Here is a 17,828-nt window from a genome sequence, read left to right as displayed (position 1 = left end):
GTGGGCGGATGGCGTGGCGCCCGGTGTGGCTGGTCGCCGCGGCCGTGGCGGCCGTGCACCTGGCGGTCGCCACGCGCTACGGCTGGCACCGTGACGAGTTCTACTATGTGATCTGCGGCCGCCACCTGGCCTGGGGCTACGCCGACCAGCCGCCGCTGGCTCCGCTGCTCGCCCGGCTCGCCACGGCGCTACCCGGCGGCGTGCTGCCGCTGCGGGTGCTGGCGGTGGCCGCGCAGGTCGGCTGTGTGCTGCTCGCGCCCATGCTGGCGGCCGAGTTCGGCGGTGGCCGCCGCGCGCAGACCGTCACCGCGGCCGCGGTCGCCGCCTGCCCGCTGTTCGTGGCCGCGTCGCTGCTGTTCGGCACGACGGTGCTGGACCAGGTGGTCTGGGTGGCCGTGCTGGTCCTGGTCGCCCGCGCCCTGCGGCTGCGAACCACGGGGTCCTGGCTGGCCGCCGGGGCGACTGCGGGCATCGGCCTGGAGAACAAGGACACACCGGCCGTACTGCTGCTCGGCATAGTGGTCGGTCTGGCGCTGCTGCGGCGCGAGGCGCTGCGAACCGCCGGACCGTGGCTCGCCGGGGTCGTGACGCTCGCACTGGCCGCGCCGAACGTGATCTGGGACGCCGCGCACGGCTGGCCGAACCTGCGGATGGCCCGCGCGCTCTCTGCCGAACAGGGCGGCCAACTCGGCTCCCTGGAACAGCTGCCGCTGCTCGTGGTGCTGGCCGGTCCGCCGCTGCTGGTGCTCTGGGTGCTCGGTGCCCGCTGGCTGGCGTCCCCGGCCGGCCGCGCGCACCGGTGGGTGCTGGTGGTCGCGGTGGTGGCGGTGGTGGTGTTCACCGCGAGCGGGGGGAAGGCGTACTACCCGGGCCCGGTGGTGGTCGGGCTCTTCGCGGCGGGGGCGGTGCGGTTGGAGTCGACACAGTGGAGCCGGAGTCGGGGTCGGGGCCGGGGGAGGGGATGGGGCCGTACCGCAGTGCCGCTGATCGGAGTTTCCGCACTGGCCGCGGTGCTGACCGGGCTGCCGGTGCTGCCGGTGAGCGCGGCCAACGCCGTGGCGGTGCTGAACCCGACGGTGGTCGAGACCTACGGATGGCCCGGGTTCGTCGAGCAGGTGCGGCAGGCCGCCGCCGCGCTGCCACCCGGAACCCCGGTCTTCACCAGCAACTACGGCGAGGCGGGCGCACTGACGATCCTCGGCCCGGCACAGGGCCTGCGGCAGCCGGTGCTCACCGCGCAGAACACCTACGCCCTCTGGGGTCCGCCACCCGGACGCCCGGACGTCGCCCTGTGCGTGGGCGAGTTCCGCCCCGACCAGCTGCGCCTGGCGTGGGCCGAGGTCACCGAAGTCGCCCCGATCCGGATGAACGGGGTGCACGACGAGGAGGTGGAGCATCACGCCGCGATCTACGTCTGCAGCCGGCCACGCGGCACCTGGTCCCAAATCTGGCCAGCCCTCGTCCACTTCGACTGAGCGGTTGCTCGCGGCTCCCGGCTCCCGCCACCCGCCACCCGCCACCCGCCTCCCGCCTCCCGCGCTCGGGGGCTTGCACCTCACGCGACGTGAGGTCGCACAGTAGTGGCATGACTTCCTCCACCACCTGGAAGGTGGGCCCACTCGCGCAGGCGAGCGGGCTGACCGTCCGTACGCTGCACCACTGGGACACCATCGCCCTGCTCACGCCCTCGGAGCGGACCGCCGGCGGGCACCGCTCCTACAGTGAGCAGGACGTCGCCCGGCTCTACCAGATCCTCGCCCTGCGCAGCCTGGGCCTGGGGTTGGAGACGATCGCGACCTGCCTGGACAGCGGAGTCGACCCGGTACGGCTGGTCCAGGACCACCTGGCGGGGGTGGAGGCCACCATCGCCGGACTCGACCAGTTGCGCGAGCGGCTGCATCGGCTCAGCTCGGAGCTGACCTGCGGTCGAATGCCTTCCAGCGGCGATCTGTTCGCCGCGCTCGCGGCCCTCAGCGCCGTCGATCCGCAGAGCGAGACCGTGCTGCGCCGCCACCTGGACGGCGACCAGCTGCAGGTCCTGCGGAAGCGCGCGGCCGCTCTGGGACCGGCCATGCACTACCTGCTGGAGGTCGAGTGGCCGGAGCTCTACCGCCGGGCCGAGCGGCTGCGGGTGGCAGGCACGCCGCCCACCGACCCGCAGGTCCGAAAGCTGGTGGCCCGGATGGACGAACTGGGCGTGCTCTTCACCGGCGGCGACAGCGACATCTCGGCCGGCGTGCGGGCCGCCTGGCACGAGGACCCCGCCGCACTGTCCGGCGACCCCGGGGCACCGGCCGACGCCTGGCACGACCTCGGCTCCTACCTGGAGCACGCACGCGGCCGCACCGCCTGACGGCCGGTCCGCTCGGCCACCTCCACCTCCACCTCCATCTCCACCCTGCCCCCACCTCACCCCCACTCACCCCCACTCACCCCACCGCACCTCACTGCGACCGAAGGAGCAGCACCATGAGCACTGCCGCCCACCTGCGCACCACCCTCTTCGCCGGCCTCCCCCTCCTGTTGGCGGTCGGCCTGTACGCGCTGCTGGCCGCCACCGGAGAAGCCCCCTGGGGCGCGGTCCCCGGGATGTTGATCGCCATCGCCGTCCTGGGCGCGATCACCGCTACCGGCCTGGCCGGCGCCGCCCGCAGGGTTCGCCGAACCGGACGCTGACGCGTGCCCCGCCGCACCGCTGGTCATTCCACGATTGAGCTGCTCAGATGTGCGACTCGGGCGGGAAGCCGGTCCGGCGCAGCTCGGTGGGCAGATGCCGCATGTCGTTGTAGAAGAGGACGCAGGCGGGACGGCCGGGGGCGAACCGGATGACCGTCAGGGCGGCGTTGCAGTGGTTGAGGCCGAGCCAGCGCCAGTTCGGCGCGTCCAAACTCCTTCGCGCCCACTAACGATCTCGTGTGTCGCCCAGGAGTGGACGCCGTCCCCTCCGGCCGCGGTTCCCGGCGGTGACGGCTGCCCGTGGGCTGGGGGCTGCCGGAGCCGTCGGCTGCCGGAGGGTTGGTGCGGGCGGCGCGGGACCGTGTGATCTGATTGTTCGTGGGTTGACTACCTGTGAGTCGCGAACGGGCCAACCCGCCATACGAGCCCGGCACTTTGCCGCGGCCGCACGCACCCAAGGAGCCGCGCATGACCGACCTGTCAGCCCACACCAGCCGCAGCAGCGCCTCGGACCCCCTGCGCAACGTGTACCTGCGGCTGGTCGCCGAGGAATCGATACCAGCGGATGCACGAGGGCAGTTCAGCTACCTGCACCCGCTGGCCACGGACCTCCTGATGGGCGTGGTCCTCGACACTCCGGACAACGTCCGCGTCCTCGACGACCGCGACGTGTCCCTGGTCGCGTGGGACACCCTCATGGCGGCCGCGCGTGCCAACCTGCTCAGCGCGCCGGTCAACTACGACTTCCTCGATCTCCCCGGTGGCGCGGTCCTTCACATCCTCGGCCACCCGGAGTCGGTGTTCGCGGCCAGCAAGGTGCTCGTCTTCGACGAGGCGGTGCGGGCTGCCGGCGGCCCCGAGCTTCCGGCCGATGGTGTGCTGCTCGTCGTCCCGAACCGGCACAATCTCGTGTACTACCCGCTCACCGACCGGCACGTGGTCGAGGCCGTCAACGCCCTGGCCCAGTTCGGGCAGGGCGCCTACGAGGACGGCCCCGGACGCCTCTCGCCCCGGGTGTTCTGGTGGCGTGCCGGCACCCTGACATCGATCACGGTCTTCGACCGGCAGACTCGGATCATGAGCATCTCGCTGCCCGACGAACTCATGGCGGTCATAAGGCACTTGACGAGCGCCGGCGGCTGAGGAACCCGATGGCGGTCATAAGGCACTTGACGAGCGCCGGCGGCTGAGGAACCCGACCGTGCGACGGGGAGGGAATCAACTGCGGCGCTCCTGCGAGTCATTGACGCGCGATCAGATGGCGATTGCCGTCAGGAGCTGTCCGGCCGATGCTTGTCGGGGCGGCCGTAGCCTGATCGGGGTGCAGAATGACGGGGTCGGTTTCGAGGCCGACGGCGGCGACGCCGGGTGATGTGGTGCGGGCGCGGGCCGAGACCGCGATGAGCCTGCCGGCTTCGCTACCGTGCGACGGGGAGGGAATCAACTGCGGCGCTCCTGCGAGTCATTGACGCGCGATCAGATGGCGATTGCCGTCAGGAGCTGTCCGGCCGATGCTTGTCGGGGCGGCCGTAGCCTGATCGGGGTGCAGAATGACGGGGTCGGTTTCGAGGCCGACGGCGGCGACGCCGGGTGATGTGGTGCGGGCGCGGGCCGAGACCGCGATGAGCCTGCCGGCTTCGCTGCTGGCCCTGTGGAGCGTGCGGGACGGCCTGCTCGCCGCGTCGGGCATCGCGGTGTACTCGGCAGGGTGCATCGGCGAACGCAACGCCACTTACGAAGTCGCCCAGTACGCACCGGGTTTCCTCCTCGTCGGTGATGACAGCGGTGGCCGCGGATTCCTCCTGCGCGCCGGTGATCCGGACTCCGCCGTGTTCTCCTCCGATCTGGGCGATCTGGATCCTGCGGACTTCGACGTCGTGTTCGCCGACTTCGCGTCCTGGATCGAATCGCTCGGTCCTGACCCCGTCCGCTGACAGAGGGCGCCCTCGGGTTCGCGAACCGGGCGCGGGGCCCTGCTCGCCGCCGCTGCCGGTCGCCCGCCCGCGAACGCCGGGGCCACACCCCCGCCGCCGGCGACAGCGGGTCTGGCAGGCCCGGTAGGACCGGCAGGCCCGAGCGCGCCACGGCCACTACCGACATCGGGCGAGCCTCCAGCCATGAAGAGCACGATCTGCGGCTCATGGGCACGGTCGGCCGACCAGCGGCTCGGTGGATCTATCATCGAGTAAGTCGATCATGAAGAAGGTAGATCGTCGACAGGCTGGCCATAAGTGCACCGACCATCGATGTTCAGATCATTGAAGTGATCAAGCCTTGAGGTTGTCAATCATTGAGATCATCAATCCTGCTGATCGTCAGGCGCTGAGAAGGTCAATCATTGACTTGGTCCGGCATTGAGAAGGTTCATCGCTCAGGAGGCGGCTCATGCAGGTGGACGACGACGCGGTGGGTGCGGTGCTCAACCGGCTTCGCCGGGCTCAGGGTCAGCTCGCGGGGGTGATCGCGATGATCGAGGCCGGGCGGGACTGCAAGGATGTGGTCACCCAGCTCGCCGCGGTCTCCCGGGCACTGGACCGTGCCGGGTTCAAGATCGTGGCCAGCGGGATGCGCCAGTGCATGGCCGCGGCGGACGGTGACGCGCCGCCGATGACAGAGGCCGAACTGGAGAAGCTCTTCCTGGCACTGGCCTGACGGGGCGGGCCGGCGGCAGCAGGGCGGCAGGGCAGCTCTGGCGGCGGTAGGGCATTGGGCCGGCAGCCCGGCAGCCCGGCAGCCTCCGGGCAGCGACCCGACCTGGTGGCGGTCGGGTCCACGGATGCGCCCGATGATCAGCCGCGGCGGAAGAGTCTGAAGAGCCCAGGGCCCTTGCGGGCGGTCCTGGCTGCTGCGATTGCTCCACCGTTGCCCTCGCCGCCGCCCTTCTTCGCGCCGCTGCTCTGGTCGCAGGCGCACCGGTCACCCTTCGGTACGCCGGCCAGGACCTGGTCGACGTGCATGCCGCATCCGGCGTAGCCGGGCTTTCCGCAGGTGCGGCAGTTGGTGCGTCGGCACATGGCGCGATGTCCTCTCGTGGCCGCCCGGGGACAGGGCGGGGGCGGGTGTGGTTGATCAGTATGCCAACCATACCCCTGGGGGTATTTGTCGACGATGGCGGCGGTCGGCTGAGAGTGGCGGCGGACACGTTGGAACCAGGCTCAACCGGGCCTCGGGTGGGGTTGGTTGGTGATGGTCCTCACGCGGGTTTCGGGAGTACTACGGGGGGTCGTTGGTGGTGGTGGGTGGGGTTTTCGGTGGTTGGGGGTTTGGGGTGGGGTTGGTCCGTGGGGTGGGGGTGGTGGGGGTGTTCGTGCTGGTGGGGGCGGTGGTCGGGGTGTCCGGTTTTTTATGGTTCGGGGTGGTTTGGGTGGTGGGTTGGGGGGTAGCGGGGTGGGTTCGGGGGGTGTGGTGGGGGTGGGTGGTCTACGGGGGTGGGTCGTAGGTGGGGGGTCTTGGCGGGGGTGGTGGTGGTTGCTAACAATTGGTCCAGTCGCCGAGCCGCGGTGTCCGGGTCTTCCGGTCCGGTCGTGGCTTCCGTTGGGTGCCTGTGCCGTTGTGTGTCGGGTGCCTGGTGCTTTCCGCCCTTGTTGTTCGTGCGCCGTCCGTGTGCGGTGCGGGTGGGCTGTGCCCTGTCTGATTGAGGTTGTAGTTTGAACGCCGTTTTCTCTGCTTCTCGTGTGCGTAAGTCTGCTGCTCTTCTTGTTTCGGCTGCTGGTATCGCGGCGTTGGGTGCCGCTGTGGCTCCGTCGGCCGCGTCGGCGGCGACGCCGCAGGAGATCGCGGCGAGTGTGGTGCCGGGTGACCAGTTGGCGTCGTTCGACCAGATCATCGCGCATGAGAGTGGTTGGAACGTGACGGCGACGAATCCGTCCTCGGGTGCGTATGGTCTGGCGCAGGCGTTGCCGGGTTCGAAGATGGCGTCGGCGGGTGCGGACTGGCAGACCAACGCGGGTACGCAGATCAAGTGGGCGTACGACTACATGAACTCGCGGTACGGCAGCCCGAACCAGGCGTGGGCGTACTGGCAGATCCACCACAACTACTGACAGCCACAGCTGCTGCCACAGCCACAGTTGCTGCCACGGCCACAGCTCGCTAACGCTCCCCGCTGCCGCTGCTCCTCCGCTTGGAGAGGAGCAGCGGCAGCGTTGTCAGTACGACCAGGCCCAGCACCACGGGCAGCAGGTAGTTGTCGATGCCGGGGACCGAGGCACCCAGTGCGTAGCCGGCCAGCACGGTGGTCTGCGTCCAGAGCAGTCCGCCGACCACCTGCCAGAGGGTGAAGGTGCGGACCGGTACCCGGAGTGCGCCGGCCAGCGGGCCGAGCACGGTGCGCACCATGGGCACGAAGCGGCTCAGCACGATCGCCTTGCGCTGGCCGTAGCGGTCCAGCAGGTCCTCCGAGCGGACCGCCACGCTTTTCAGCCGGGCGCTGCGGCTGCGGGAGAGCAGGGCCTGGCCGCCGTGCCGGCCGATCAGGAATCCCACCTGGGTGCCCACCAGCGAGCCCACCGCCGCGCAGAGCAGCACCTGCCAGAGGGTGAGGTAGGGACCGTGGTGCGTGGCGGCCGTGGGGGCGGAGGCGCAGAGCACCCCGGCCGGGAAGAGCAGGGTGTCGCCCGGGACGAAGAATCCGACCACCAGCAGGCCCGCCTCGGCGAAGGTCACCAGCAGCACCGCGAGGGCGCCGTAGGCGGCGAGCAGCGAGGAACCGCTGGTGAAGTCGAGCGCCGAGGTCATCCTCACCCCCACCCGGCCAGGTGATCTTCTGCCCACTGTAGACCGCTCTGGCCGACCACGGCGCGCGATCCGCCGAGCCGGCCTTCCGCCGCCCCGTCCCCGTCCCCGTCCCCGTCTCCAGCGCCGAGCGCCGAGCGCCCCGCCTCCGGTGGGCGTCTCGCCGTCCGTGCCCGCTGTCCGTCCCGCTGTCCGCCCCCCGGGGGGGCCTGAAGCGGGTGCTCACGGATCTCGGTCGCCTGTCCGAACACCGTCCCCGGGTACGGGCCGTCTCACCCCTGCGGGCGAATCCTGGAGTTGCCCGCCCCGGAGGCCAATCCGCGCCCTGGGGCGTGCCGAATCGACGGCATACGGGCCCGCGGTGGAGACGGGTTCCTGACCTGAGACGGGACATGATGGCCGCAGAGCACATCGACACCCGACTGCTCGGTGAACTCACCGAGCAGTCGGAGGACTTGAACAGCGACGCGTTGCGGATCACGCGGAGCGCGCTGGTCGACTTCGGGGAGGCGGCCGAGTCGGACCGCCGGCGCTGGTGGCAGCGCGGCGGGGTGCTGGCGGGGGCGGGAGTGGCCGCGCTGCTGGGATCCTCGCGCGCGTTCGCCGATTCCGCCTCCCCGTCGGCCGCTGCCCCGGGCTCCGGCGCTGCCTCGGGCTCCGGCGCTGCCTCGGGCTCCGGCGCTGCCTCGGGCTCGGGCTCGGTCTCGACGGACGACATCATGGCGCTGCAGACCGCAGCGTCGATCGAGAACCTGGCGGTGAGCGTCTACCAGACCGCCGCGGGCCTGTCGTTCATCAAGAACGGCAACGCGACGGTGGCGGCGTTCATCGCCAAGACCACCAGCCAGCACCAGGCGCACGCCCAGGCGTTCAACGCCGCCGCCACCACGGCCGGCGGCCAGGCGCAGCATGACCCCGATCCCAAGTACAAGGCGATCGTGGACCAGATGCTGCCCTCGATCCAGGGCCCGGCGGATGTGGTGAAGCTGGCGATCACGCTGGAGGACGTGGCGGCCCAGACCTACACCAAGAACGTCACGCAGGTGAGCGACGCGCAGCTGCGCAGGCTGTTCGCCTCGGTGGCGCCGGTGGAGGCGCAGCACCGCTCGGTGCTGCTGGCGGTCCAGGCCCTGCTGGCGGGCAACGCGGCGGACCTGATCACGATCCCGGTGGACCCGGCCAAGCTGCCGGCGGCCGCGGGCAGCGTCGGGTTCCCCGACGCCTTCTACAAGACCGACAGCGCTTCCCCGATCAGCGAAGGGGCCGTCAAGTGACGAGCACCAAGGGCGGCTGGGAGCTGCCCATCAGCGAGCGTGAACTCACCCGGCTCACGGGTGACCTGCACGAGGCCCACCAGGAGACGCTGCCCGCGATGCGCGCCAGTGCCCTGGACCTGGCCGCGGAGCTCCGGGGCCGGAGCGCCGAGCCGCGCGACGCGGGGCGGCGCCGGTTCCTGCTCGGAGCCGGCGGGGCGGCGGTCGCGCTCACCCTGGCCGCCTGCTCCAGTGGCACCAAGTCGAGCTCGTCGGCCGCGCCGACCGGCTCGGCCATGCCCTCCGCCGGGGCCTCGGGCTCCGCGACGGGCCAGTACACCGGGGACCTGAAGGTGGTGGCGCTGGCCACCGCGCTGGAGAACCAGGCGGTGGGCGCCTACCAGGCGGCCCTGGACGCGGCGAAGGCCGGCAAGCTCGGCACGGTGCCCCCCGCGGTGGCCACCTTCATCACCACCGCGATGGGGCAGCACGCCGACCACGCGAAGGCCTGGAACGCGGTGCTGACCGGGGCCGGCAAGCCGGCCATCACCGGTGTGCCGCTCTCCGACCAGCCCGCCACCCTGGCCGCCCTCGGGCAGGCCGGCACGGTCGGCGACGTCGCCAAGCTCGCGCTGCAGTTGGAGGACCAGGCCGCGCAGACCTACCTCTTCGCGACCTACAACGTCACCAGCCCGGGCGGGATCGCCACCGCCGCCACCATCGCCCCGGTGGAGGCCATGCACGCGGCGATCCTCAACTACGTGCTCGGCCAGTACCCCGTCCCGGACGACTTCCTGCCCACGGACAAGGCCGCCAGTCCCAGCCTGCTGACCGTCTGAGTCCCGTCCCGGAACCGGCGCGTGCCCGCAAGCGAAAGGTCGACTCCCCTCGCATCCGGGCACGCGCCTCTCTGTGCTCGCCTCCGGAGTGCCCACCGCTCCGCTGCCCACCTCTCCGCCGCCCGCCCGCTCCGCTGCCCACCTCTCCGCCGCCCGCCCGCTCCGCGGCGACCATCACCCCTGTCCGGGCGAGGTTTGCGGTCGCGGATCGCGGCAAGCCGAAGGGGCGGCGGGCCGCTTCCGGCCCGTGCTGCGGCCTCGCACGGGAAGGACCTGAGATGATCGCGCTTCTGCTTCTGGTCGTGGTGGTGCTCGCTGTCGCGGCGGGCTTCGCCCTCGCCGTGCCGCGGTTGCGGACCGCGCGCCTGCGCCGGCGGTTCGCCGGAGAGTACGACCGGGCGCTGCTCCACCACGATGGCGAAGTCTCCGCCGCGGAGAACGAACTGACGGACCGTCTGCACCGCCATCGCACTCTTCGGCTGCAGGCCCTCTCGGCCGCCGAGCGCGAGCAGGTGGTCGACGCCTTCCGGGGCCTGCAGGTGCGGTTCGTCGACGACCCGCTGCGAGCCGTGAAGGTGGCGGACCAGATGCTCGGCGAGCTGCTCGACCGGGTCGGCTACCCCGGGCAGGGGCGGCAGGCCGCGCTCTCGGTCGACCACGCGCCGCTGCTGGCGCCCTACCGCCTCGCGCTCGGCACCCTGGAGCGGGCCCGCACCACCGGCGCGGGCACCGAGGAACTGCGCGGCGCGCTGCTGGCCCTGCGCGAGATGGCGCTCGACGTGGCGGGCCGCGACCCGGTGGCCACTACGGAGCGCACGGCTGCCCGCCGGCTGACCGACCGCAGGCCCGGGCGTCGGGTGACCACAGCTGACCGGCCGGGCGGCGCCTGAGTCCCAAGCGCAGCGCCCCAACGCCCGAACGCCCCAACGGAAGGAGCAGTCATGGCGAACGAGGAGCAGTAGCCGCGAACCCGGCACACCTCGCCCCCGGATGCCTCGACCTCACAGCCCCCGTTCCCACAGCCCCCGCTCCCACAGCCCCCACCCCAGCCCTTGACGAGCCCCGTGCTGCCGGCGCTGCCGGCGCTGCCGGCGCTGCCCGGGCAGCGCGATGCCGAGGCGGCCGCCGACGCCGCCCCGCCGGTCCCCGTGCAGTGGCTGGACCGTCACCGGGTCGCGGTGTTGCGCGCGCAGTGGACAGCGGTCCAGGCGGGTTTCGTGGACGACCCTCGTGAGGCCGCCCGGTCGGCGGACGAGGTGCTGGGGCGGGCGCTGACCCTGCTGACCGAGCAGGTCGAGCAGGCCCGGCACCGCCTGCGCGCCCTACCGCAGGGCCCGGCGCCCACCACGGAGGAGCTCCGCGGCGCGCTGCGGGAGTACCACAAGGTGCTCGACCGGATACTCATCGTCTGAGAGGGCGATACGTGAGCTGATGTCCGTTTCTTCGTTGTCCTTGGGATAGGTGAGCCGGTCGTGGGCCCGTCGGCGCGGACCCCTGCCGTGACCGGTGCGCCCGTCAGGACGGGGACAGCCCGGTCAGGCGTCGATCTCCCGGGACCGTCCCGCCCACCGGACCACGAACGGCATGGCCAGGCCGGCGGCGACGAAGAGACCGCCCATGACCAGCCAGCCGGGGGCGCCCCAGCTCAGGCAGAGCAGGCCGAGCAGGCCGGGGGCGACGGTGTAGCACAGGCCCATGCCGATGCCGAACACGCCGGAGTACTGTCCCTGCGCGTGCGCGGGGGCCAGCCGGAACCGCAGCTCCATCGACCCGGCCCCGTGCCACAGCGAACCCACCGTGTGGATGGCGACGCCGGCCGTCATGATCGCCGCAGCGACCCAGCCCGGCAGGCCCGAGGCCATCGCGATGACCCCCATGCCGACCAGGAACGCCACCCCGGCACGCCGGGTGGCCCGGCCGGCGACCCGTCCGCCCTTGATCCCGCGGCTGGTGCGGACCTGCAGGAGGACCACCATCACGGTGTTGACGGCGAGCGCCACGCCGGTGAACCAGCGCGGTGCATGGGTGTGCAGGACCACCCACAACGGGAGGGCGTAGGTCACCACCTCGCCCTGGATCCACAGGATGCCGTCCAGCACGACGAACGCCATGTACGGCTTGTCCTTCAGCGCGAGCCACCGGTCCGACCCGGCCGAGGCCGGCAGCGGCTCCAGCTCGGGCAGCCGGAGCATGACAGCCGCGCAGCCGACGAAGGTCAGGGCATTGGCGACGATGAGCGCCCGGTAGGCGGAGCCGGAGTCGAGCTGGATCACGACACCGGCGGCCAGCGCACCGAAGGTGCCGGCCAGGAAGGCGGTCGAGCGCAGGTAGGAACGGAACTTCGGCACCTCGTCACCGCCGAAGCGGCGGATCATCGGGCCACGCGCGGCGCCCCCCGAGGCGCCGGCCAGGTCGGTCACCGCCATGGCCACCATGAACGCCACGAACGAGTGGGCGAACAGCAGTGACAGCATGGACACGGTCTGGATCAGCAGGGTGACCAGGAAGACGCCGTGCGGGCCGCGCCGGTCGGCGAGGTGTCCGACGGGTGGGCCGGCGAGCAGGCCGACCACTCCGGCGACACCGAGACCGAGGCCGACCTGCCCGATGGACAGGCCGATCACCCGCATGGCGTACAGCGGCGCCGTCGCCAGGAAGGCCGCGGTGCCGAGCTGGTTGACGAAGCCGCCGAGGGCCAGTCGGCGCTGGGGGGCGGACTCGAGTAGCAGCCCTCGCCGCACCAGCCAGGGCCGACGGTCCGGGGCGGCCTCGTCCCGAAGGGTGTCGGGGGACAGCGTGCTCGTCCGGTTCACCTGGTTCTCCTGGTCGTTGATCACGGCTGGGCTGGGCTGGGCTGGGCTGGGACGGGCTGGGCTGGGACGGGACGGGACGGACAGTGGAGCGGAAGGCGTCGTCACGTTGTCGGTGGTGTGACCGTCTGAGGTTGTGTCACCGCCTTGTCCCGCCGGCTGTGACCAGGATGTCCAGGACCTCAATGTCCTGGTCGACCGCGCGCCACCGTTGGTTCGTCAGGTCCTGGAGTATGGGGCGACCGTGGGGTACTGCGACAGGCCAACAGGCTGGGCGAAGCATCACATCCTGATCGGGAACGAATCGTCACCGCCCAGCCGTTTGACCTGCCGAGAGACGCTCGACAACGAGCACCATCGGCGCGCGGCGAGCCCCCGGCGGGGAGCGTTCCGGGCGGCCGTCCAGGGCCGCTGTGAGCCACCGTCACGGCGCGCGTACGGGCCTGGCGAGGTGGAGACCTTGGCGACGCAGGACAGGCGGGTCACGTCACGAGCCGGCAGCGCGAACTGGACATCGACTCACATATCGCCCTCTGACGACGATGACTGGGACGACGATGAGTGGCAGGGCGGCCGGCGATTGTGTTGAATCCTGGGATGAGTCACGTCGCCAACGTCATGATCTCCGTCGAGCCGGATGATCGACCAGCCGTCGAGGCACTGAGTCAGTGGTTGCGGACGGCTGCCCCGCGACGCGGCTTCGGGCCCGGCGCTGTCGGCCGGGTCGGCTCGCTCAACGAGACCACGGGCAGCGGTACGCGTTGGGGCGGCGGCAAGTCCCCGGAGTGCGACGTCTATGCGGGAGCGCTCAACCACGCGGACCTGGCTGGGCTGGTGGCGCATGTGGAGCGCATCGCCTGGCAGCACCCCGAGTTCGTCCAGCTCTTCGTGATGGATCAGGAACAGGCCTACTTCCGGGTGTGGATGTTCCACGGCGCGAAGCTGCGGCAGCTCGTGCCCGAGGGGCGGGAAGAGGAGAGCTGACCCTCCGGCGGTCCGTCGGGTGTCCACGGATGTCCACGGATGTCCAAAGGATCGTCAGTATCAGCTGCGGCCCATCAGACGCGGCCGGCCGGAGAGGCCGAGGGCGGTGTCGAGCAGTCCGACGTGGCTGAACGCCTGCGGGAAGTTGCCCACTTGGCGACCGGCGACCGGGTCCCACTCCTCGGCCAGCAGGCCGACGTCGTTGCGCACCGCGAGCAGCCGCTCGAAGAGCGCGTGGGCCTGCTCCTCCCGGCCCAGCGCGGTCAGCGCGTCGGCGAGCCAGAACGAGCAGGCCAGGAAGGCGCCTTCGGAGCCGGAGAGGCCGTCCACGCTGCTCGGGCCCTCGCCCCCGGTGCTGTAGCGGCGCAGGAAGCCCTGGTGGTCCAGCTCGCGGGCGACCGCGTCGACCGTGCCGGCCACCCGCGGGTCGTCGGCGGGCAGGAAGCCGACCTTGGGGATCATCAGCAGCGCGGCATCCAGTTCACGCGAACCGTAGTACTGGGTGAAGGTGTTGCGCTCGGTGTCGAAGCCCTGCGCGCAGACCTCCCGGTGGATCTCGTCGCGCATGGCGCGCCAGCGGGCCACCGGGCCGGGCAGTTGGAAGGCCTGAGCGGACTTCACGACGCTGTCGGCTGCGACCCAGGCCATCACCTTGGAGTGCACGAAGTGCCGGCGCGGGCCGCGCACCTCCCAGAGCCCGTCGTCCGGCTCCCGCCAGGCCGTCGCCAGGAAGTCCATCAGCGCGCACTGCACGTCCCAGGCGTGCCGCAGCGGGGGCAGGCCGGCCGAGCGGGCCAGGTGCAGGGCGGCCATCACCTCGCCGTAGACGTCCAGTTGGAGCTGGCCGGCCGCGGCGTTGCCGGACCGGACGGGGCGGGCGCCCTCGTAGCCGGGGAGCCAGTCGAGTTCGGCCTCCGGCAGCAAGCGCTCGCCGGCCACGCCGTACATGATCTGCAGGTCCTCGGGGCTGCCCGCGACCGCGCGCTCCAGCCACTCGCGCCAGGCCTCCGCCTCCCGGACCAGGCCGCTGCGCAGCAGGGAGGAGAGCGTGAGGGTGGCGTCGCGCAGCCAGCAGAACCGGTAGTCCCAGTTGCGTTCGCCGCCGAGGTCCTCGGGCAGCGAGGTGGTGGCCGCGGCGACGATGCCGCCGGTGGGCGCGTAGGTGAGGGCCTTGAGGGTGATCAGCGAGCGGGTCACGGCGGCGCGCCAGGGGCCCCGGTAGGTGCAGTCGGCGATCCAGCCGGACCAGAAGTCGAGGGTCGTCCGCAGCACCTCCTGGGCATCGACCGGCGGCGGCGCCGGTAGGTGGGAGGGGCGCCAGCTGAGTTCGAACTCGGCGCGGTCGCCGGCCTGCAGGGTGATGTGCGAGCGAGTGAGGCGGTGCTCGCCGCGCTGGTCGGTGTCGGAGCGGAACCAGACCGCGTCCGGGCCGGCGATGGCGACGTGCCCGCCCTCGGCCCGCCGCACCCAGGGCACGTACTGGCCGTAGCCGAACCGCAGCCGCAGCTCGCTGGTCACCTCCACCGTGCCGGCGGTGCACTGCGCGATCCGGATCAGTCGGGGCGGGGCGTCCTCGGTGGTCGGCGGCATGAAGTCGGTGAGCACCAGTTGGCCGGCCGGCTGGTCCCAGCGGGTCTGCAGGACCAGGGAGTCCGAGGCGTACGTGCGGCTGGTGCAGGCGCCCGCGCCGTTCGGGGCGATCCGCCAGTGGCCGTTCTCCTCGGAGCCGAGCAGTGCGGCGAAGAACGCGTGCGAGTCGAAGCGCGGGCAGCAGAGCCAGTCGACCGAGCCGTCGGTGCCGATCAGGGCGGCGGTGCGCAGGTCACCGACGATCGCGTAGTCCTCGATCCGTCCGGGCATCAGGGGTCACCTTCGTTCGACTGGTCGTCAGGTCAGGTCAGGTCAGGTCGGCAGGGCGGCAGGTTGTCAGGTCGGCATGGCATCGGTTCCTCGGTTCATCGGTTCATCTGGTCATTCGGTGCGGTGTGGGGCGCTCGCGGCAAGGGCGGGGGCGGGGGTGGCGGTGGCATCGGCCTGGGAGGTGGGACGGGGCGGGATGCGGCGCAGGTCGGCGGTCACGCCGTTCAGCCACAGCTCCAGGTCGAGGAGGACCGGCGGAACGCCCGCCAGGTCCCCGGCCAGGTCCACGGGTGGGGTCGGGCGCGCGGACGGCGTGTCGCGCCCGGCGGCGGGGCTGCCGATCCGCGCGGCCAGGTCGGCGCAGTCGCGGGCCAGCCGGTCGGCCGCCGCCCGGGCCTGCCCGGCGGCCGCCTCGCCGACCTCACCGGTGCTCCGGTCGGCCGCGGCCTGTTGATCTGCGGCCTTATCACCTGCGGCCTGATCGCCTGCGGTCTGTTGACCTGCGGCCCGGCCGGCCGCGGTGTCGGCGCGCCGGTGCTCGTCCATGATCTCCTGGGCACCGAGCACCACGTGGTGACCGGCGATCAGCACGCCCTGCCAGTCCACCCGGCCGCGCAGCGGATCGCCGGGCTCGCTCTGGTACTGGGCGTAGCAGGACTCGGCGAGCAGCAGGGCGCGTCGGGCCGCGTGCAGGTCCGGTGCCGTGCCGGCGCCCGGCGCGAGGAGGCTCGCGGTGGTCCTGCTGACCACCTGGCCGATCGTGTTCAGCAGCTCGGCCATGGCGCGCTGCAACTCGGGGCGGGCACCGCGCGGCCAGGCGAGCACCCCGCAGGCCAGGCCCACCGCGCTGCCGGTGGCCACGTCCACCAGCCTGGTCTGCGCGAGCTGCCAGGTGGACGGTTCCAGCTGGGCGAACGCGCTGGCCACCACCAGCGTGAACAGCCCCTGGCCCCAGGCCACCCCGCGCAGCGGGCCGATGGTGAACGCGGCGAGCATCGCGGGCACCAGGGCGATCGCGTAGGCGTTGGTGTGACCACCCGCGGCGAGCAGCAGCGCGCCGGCCGCGAGCGCGCCGCAGAGGGTGCCGAGCAGCGCCTGCCAGACCGTCTGCCAGGTGCGCATGGCGGTGGTGCGGGTCAGCGTCAGCACGGCGAGCATCACCCAGAAGCCGTGCGAGAGCAGCAGCACACCGGCGATCGTCCTGGCCAGCGCCAGGCCGACGGTGGTGCGCACGGCGTTCTGGAAGTGCACCGAGTGCCGGGTCAGGTGGCTGCGGACGCGGTACCACCAGAGGGTGGCCACCCCGGCGCGGGCGTACCAGAACAGGTAGGGCGGGTGCGGCGCCAGAGCGGGCTTGCCGTGGACCGCCACCTCGGCGGCGGTGGCCAGGATCCGGGCCGGTTCGGCGACGGCCAGCACCGTGGTGTGACGGCGATGGCTGCCGGGGGAGTGGGCGGGAGGGTCGGCGGGAGGGTCGGCGGGAGGGTCGGCGGGCGGGTCGGTGGGCGGGTCGGCGGCGAGTGCGGCCCGGGCGGCCTGGAAGCCCGTGATCGCGCGGTCCAGCTCCTCGCCGGCACCGCCGTCGGCCCGGTGCGGGTCCCGATGGGGGGCCCGGTGCGGGCGGTGGCCCAGCCGTTGGCCCGATCCCAGCCGTCGGCCCGACTCCAGCAGCCGCGCCGTGTGCGCGCAGCCGTCCGCGACCTGGCCGAGCAGTTCGGCGGAGAGCGGGTCGGGGCTCGGGGACGGGGTGGCGCGGCTCAGCTCGTCGAGCTTGGCGAGCAGCTCGCGGGCGGCCACGCCGGCCTGGGCGAGCGCGCGGTCCGTACGGCTCGCCGAGGCCGGCCGCTCGGCGGGCGGCACCCGGAACGGGCGCAGCCGTTCACCGAGTGCGGCCAGCCGATCCGTCGAGCTGGGCGAGCGGGCCCGGCCACCGGCCGTGCCATCCGCCGCGCGCCGTGCTGTGCCGTCCGCCGTGCCGTCCGCCGCCCGGGCCGCGAGCACGGCCGCGACCGTGCCGGCCGCGCTCGCGGCAGCGGCCAGCCGCTGCCGGTAGGGCACCGCACCGGCCTCGGGCAGCAGCAGCTCGGCGGCCGCGAGCAGCCCCAGCCCGACGGAGACGCCGGCCAGCCGGTCCCACAGCTGGTCGGGCGCGTAGGGCGGGAACGAGGGCAGGATGTAGAGCAGTTGCAGCCCGGGGGCGGCCCCGGCCGGGCGCGGGCCGGCCACTGCCGCGAAGGCCAGCGTGAAGCCGACCACCACCATGCCGACGACCGCCGTCCAGGTGTGCGCCGAGAGCCCGGTCCCGGCGGCGACCAGCACCCAGGCGATGGGCAGCGCGCCGGCCACCGTGGCGGCCCGCTGCCGCCCGGAGCCGGGGATCTGCGCCAGGGCGCCCAGGGACACGGCGGCGAAGAGCGCGTAGATGGCCACCACCGGCTGGCCCAGGCCGTAGCGGCACAGGTAGAAGCCGCCGGCCGCGGCGGCGGTGACCCGTACGGCGTTGCGGACCGCCCGCCTGGCCGCCTCGCTCGGCGGTGTGCCTGGCTTGCCGGCCCTCGCACCCCGGGTGCCAGGAGCGGGCCCGGCGTCCTCGCCCGGCCCGCGCCAGGCACCGCGCGCCTGCGGGCTCACCGCGCGCGTCCTCGGACCGGCCCGAGGACCGGCCCGCGGCC

17 protein-coding genes and 1 pseudogene are annotated in these 17,828 nt (G+C 72.6%); 12 read left to right on the top strand and 6 right to left on the bottom strand.

Annotated elements, in window-relative coordinates:
* Positions 1-8: 8 nt before the first annotated feature.
* The 3 genes from OG455_RS01675 (at position 9) to OG455_RS01665 (ending at position 2,676) form a co-directional block, all read left to right on the top strand.
* Positions 9-1,475 carry a glycosyltransferase family 39 protein gene (locus tag OG455_RS01675; RefSeq protein WP_266289366.1) on the top strand — a complete coding sequence of 489 codons (1,467 nt, stop codon included), beginning with the start codon at positions 9-11 and terminating at the stop codon, positions 1,473-1,475.
* 110 nt (positions 1,476-1,585) lie between these two features.
* On the top strand, positions 1,586-2,353 hold the full coding sequence (locus tag OG455_RS01670; protein ID WP_266289364.1) for a MerR family transcriptional regulator: 768 nt from the start codon (positions 1,586-1,588) through the stop codon (positions 2,351-2,353).
* A 116-nt stretch (positions 2,354-2,469) separates the two neighbouring features.
* Positions 2,470-2,676, top strand: a complete 207-nt coding sequence (locus tag OG455_RS01665; RefSeq protein ID WP_266289362.1) for a hypothetical protein — start codon at positions 2,470-2,472, stop codon at positions 2,674-2,676.
* 43 nt (positions 2,677-2,719) lie between these two features.
* Here OG455_RS01665 and OG455_RS01660 read toward each other — a convergent pair.
* Positions 2,720-2,896: pseudogene (locus tag OG455_RS01660) on the bottom strand (histidine phosphatase family protein); the annotation flags it as partial.
* A gap of 248 nt (positions 2,897-3,144) precedes the next feature.
* Between OG455_RS01660 and OG455_RS01655 the strand changes: the two are divergent.
* The 3 genes from OG455_RS01655 (at position 3,145) to OG455_RS01645 (ending at position 5,328) form a co-directional block, all read left to right on the top strand.
* Positions 3,145-3,819 (top strand): hypothetical protein, encoded by a 675-nt coding sequence (locus OG455_RS01655; RefSeq protein WP_266289360.1) that lies wholly within the window; start codon positions 3,145-3,147, stop codon positions 3,817-3,819.
* 407 nt (positions 3,820-4,226) lie between these two features.
* A complete protein-coding gene (locus tag OG455_RS01650) occupies positions 4,227-4,610 on the top strand; it encodes a hypothetical protein (RefSeq protein WP_266289358.1) in 384 nt (127 codons plus the stop codon).
* A 451-nt stretch (positions 4,611-5,061) separates the two neighbouring features.
* Positions 5,062-5,328: a metal-sensitive transcriptional regulator gene (locus OG455_RS01645; protein ID WP_266289356.1), complete on the top strand. Its 267-nt coding sequence runs from the start codon at positions 5,062-5,064 to the stop codon at positions 5,326-5,328.
* Positions 5,329-5,465: 137 nt separating this feature from the next.
* Here the strand turns inward: OG455_RS01645 and OG455_RS01640 are convergent, their stop codons facing one another.
* The gene (locus OG455_RS01640; RefSeq protein WP_266289354.1) at positions 5,466-5,690 is read right to left on the bottom strand and encodes a hypothetical protein; all 225 of its coding nucleotides are present in this window, start codon (positions 5,688-5,690) and stop codon (positions 5,466-5,468) included.
* Between the two features lie 633 nt (positions 5,691-6,323).
* On the opposite strand from OG455_RS01640, the gene OG455_RS01635 reads away from it, so the two are divergent.
* On the top strand, positions 6,324-6,719 hold the full coding sequence (locus OG455_RS01635) for a transglycosylase SLT domain-containing protein (protein ID WP_266289208.1): 396 nt from the start codon (positions 6,324-6,326) through the stop codon (positions 6,717-6,719).
* Positions 6,720-6,768: 49 nt separating this feature from the next.
* On the opposite strand, the gene OG455_RS01630 is transcribed toward OG455_RS01635, so the two are convergent.
* Entirely contained in the window at positions 6,769-7,413 is a 645-nt protein-coding gene (locus OG455_RS01630) for a DedA family protein (protein WP_266289352.1), read from the bottom strand.
* A gap of 389 nt (positions 7,414-7,802) precedes the next feature.
* Here OG455_RS01630 and OG455_RS01625 point away from each other — a divergent pair, with 389 nt between their 5' ends.
* From OG455_RS01625 to OG455_RS01610, 4 genes are all read left to right on the top strand, one after another.
* A complete protein-coding gene (locus tag OG455_RS01625; RefSeq protein ID WP_266289350.1) occupies positions 7,803-8,684 on the top strand; it encodes a ferritin-like domain-containing protein in 882 nt (293 codons plus the stop codon).
* A complete protein-coding gene (locus tag OG455_RS01620) occupies positions 8,681-9,502 on the top strand; it encodes a ferritin-like domain-containing protein (RefSeq protein ID WP_266289348.1) in 822 nt (273 codons plus the stop codon). Before OG455_RS01625 ends, OG455_RS01620 begins: the two co-directional genes overlap by 4 nt.
* Before the next feature lie 278 nt (positions 9,503-9,780).
* Positions 9,781-10,392, top strand: coding sequence for a hypothetical protein (locus tag OG455_RS01615; protein ID WP_266289346.1), 612 nt, complete (start codon positions 9,781-9,783; stop codon positions 10,390-10,392).
* A gap of 162 nt (positions 10,393-10,554) precedes the next feature.
* Positions 10,555-10,914: a hypothetical protein gene (locus OG455_RS01610; protein ID WP_266289344.1), complete on the top strand. Its 360-nt coding sequence runs from the start codon at positions 10,555-10,557 to the stop codon at positions 10,912-10,914.
* A 123-nt stretch (positions 10,915-11,037) separates the two neighbouring features.
* On the opposite strand, the gene OG455_RS01605 is transcribed toward OG455_RS01610, so the two are convergent.
* Positions 11,038-12,315 (bottom strand): MFS transporter, encoded by a 1,278-nt coding sequence (locus OG455_RS01605; RefSeq protein ID WP_266289342.1) that lies wholly within the window; start codon positions 12,313-12,315, stop codon positions 11,038-11,040.
* Between the two features lie 594 nt (positions 12,316-12,909).
* On the opposite strand from OG455_RS01605, the gene OG455_RS01600 reads away from it, so the two are divergent.
* Complete coding sequence (locus tag OG455_RS01600; protein ID WP_266289340.1) at positions 12,910-13,296, top strand: squamosa promoter-binding protein 15; 387 nt, start codon at positions 12,910-12,912, stop codon at positions 13,294-13,296.
* Positions 13,297-13,356: 60 nt separating this feature from the next.
* On the opposite strand, the gene OG455_RS01595 is transcribed toward OG455_RS01600, so the two are convergent.
* Both OG455_RS01595 and OG455_RS01590 read right to left on the bottom strand, forming a co-directional pair.
* Entirely contained in the window at positions 13,357-15,156 is a 1,800-nt protein-coding gene (locus tag OG455_RS01595) for a glycoside hydrolase family 15 protein (protein ID WP_266289338.1), read from the bottom strand.
* Positions 15,157-15,267: 111 nt separating this feature from the next.
* Positions 15,268-17,787: an FUSC family protein gene (locus OG455_RS01590; RefSeq protein ID WP_266289336.1), complete on the bottom strand. Its 2,520-nt coding sequence runs from the start codon at positions 17,785-17,787 to the stop codon at positions 15,268-15,270.
* Between the last annotated feature and the right edge of the window lie 41 nt (positions 17,788-17,828).

It is taken from the genome of Kitasatospora sp. NBC_01287, assembly GCF_026340565.1.
In the GTDB taxonomy this organism is placed as follows: Bacteria; Actinomycetota; Actinomycetes; order Streptomycetales; family Streptomycetaceae; genus Kitasatospora.
This window is presented reverse-complemented; position numbering and strand designations above follow the sequence as displayed.

Coding starts and splice junctions, on each gene's coding strand:
- OG455_RS01595 (WP_266289338.1), bottom strand. CDS start 15,156: ATGCCCGGACGGATCGAGGACTACGCGATCGTCGGTGACCTGCGCACC.
- OG455_RS01640 (WP_266289354.1), bottom strand. CDS start 5,690: ATGTGCCGACGCACCAACTGCCGCACCTGCGGAAAGCCCGGCTACGCC.
- OG455_RS01630 (WP_266289352.1), bottom strand. CDS start 7,413: ATGACCTCGGCGCTCGACTTCACCAGCGGTTCCTCGCTGCTCGCCGCC.
- OG455_RS01675 (WP_266289366.1), top strand. CDS start 9: ATGGCGTGGCGCCCGGTGTGGCTGGTCGCCGCGGCCGTGGCGGCCGTG.
- OG455_RS01615 (WP_266289346.1), top strand. CDS start 9,781: ATGATCGCGCTTCTGCTTCTGGTCGTGGTGGTGCTCGCTGTCGCGGCG.
- OG455_RS01600 (WP_266289340.1), top strand. CDS start 12,910: ATGAGTCACGTCGCCAACGTCATGATCTCCGTCGAGCCGGATGATCGA.
- OG455_RS01655 (WP_266289360.1), top strand. CDS start 3,145: ATGACCGACCTGTCAGCCCACACCAGCCGCAGCAGCGCCTCGGACCCC.
- OG455_RS01665 (WP_266289362.1), top strand. CDS start 2,470: ATGAGCACTGCCGCCCACCTGCGCACCACCCTCTTCGCCGGCCTCCCC.
- OG455_RS01650 (WP_266289358.1), top strand. CDS start 4,227: ATGACGGGGTCGGTTTCGAGGCCGACGGCGGCGACGCCGGGTGATGTG.
- OG455_RS01645 (WP_266289356.1), top strand. CDS start 5,062: ATGCAGGTGGACGACGACGCGGTGGGTGCGGTGCTCAACCGGCTTCGC.
- OG455_RS01625 (WP_266289350.1), top strand. CDS start 7,803: ATGATGGCCGCAGAGCACATCGACACCCGACTGCTCGGTGAACTCACC.
- OG455_RS01670 (WP_266289364.1), top strand. CDS start 1,586: ATGACTTCCTCCACCACCTGGAAGGTGGGCCCACTCGCGCAGGCGAGC.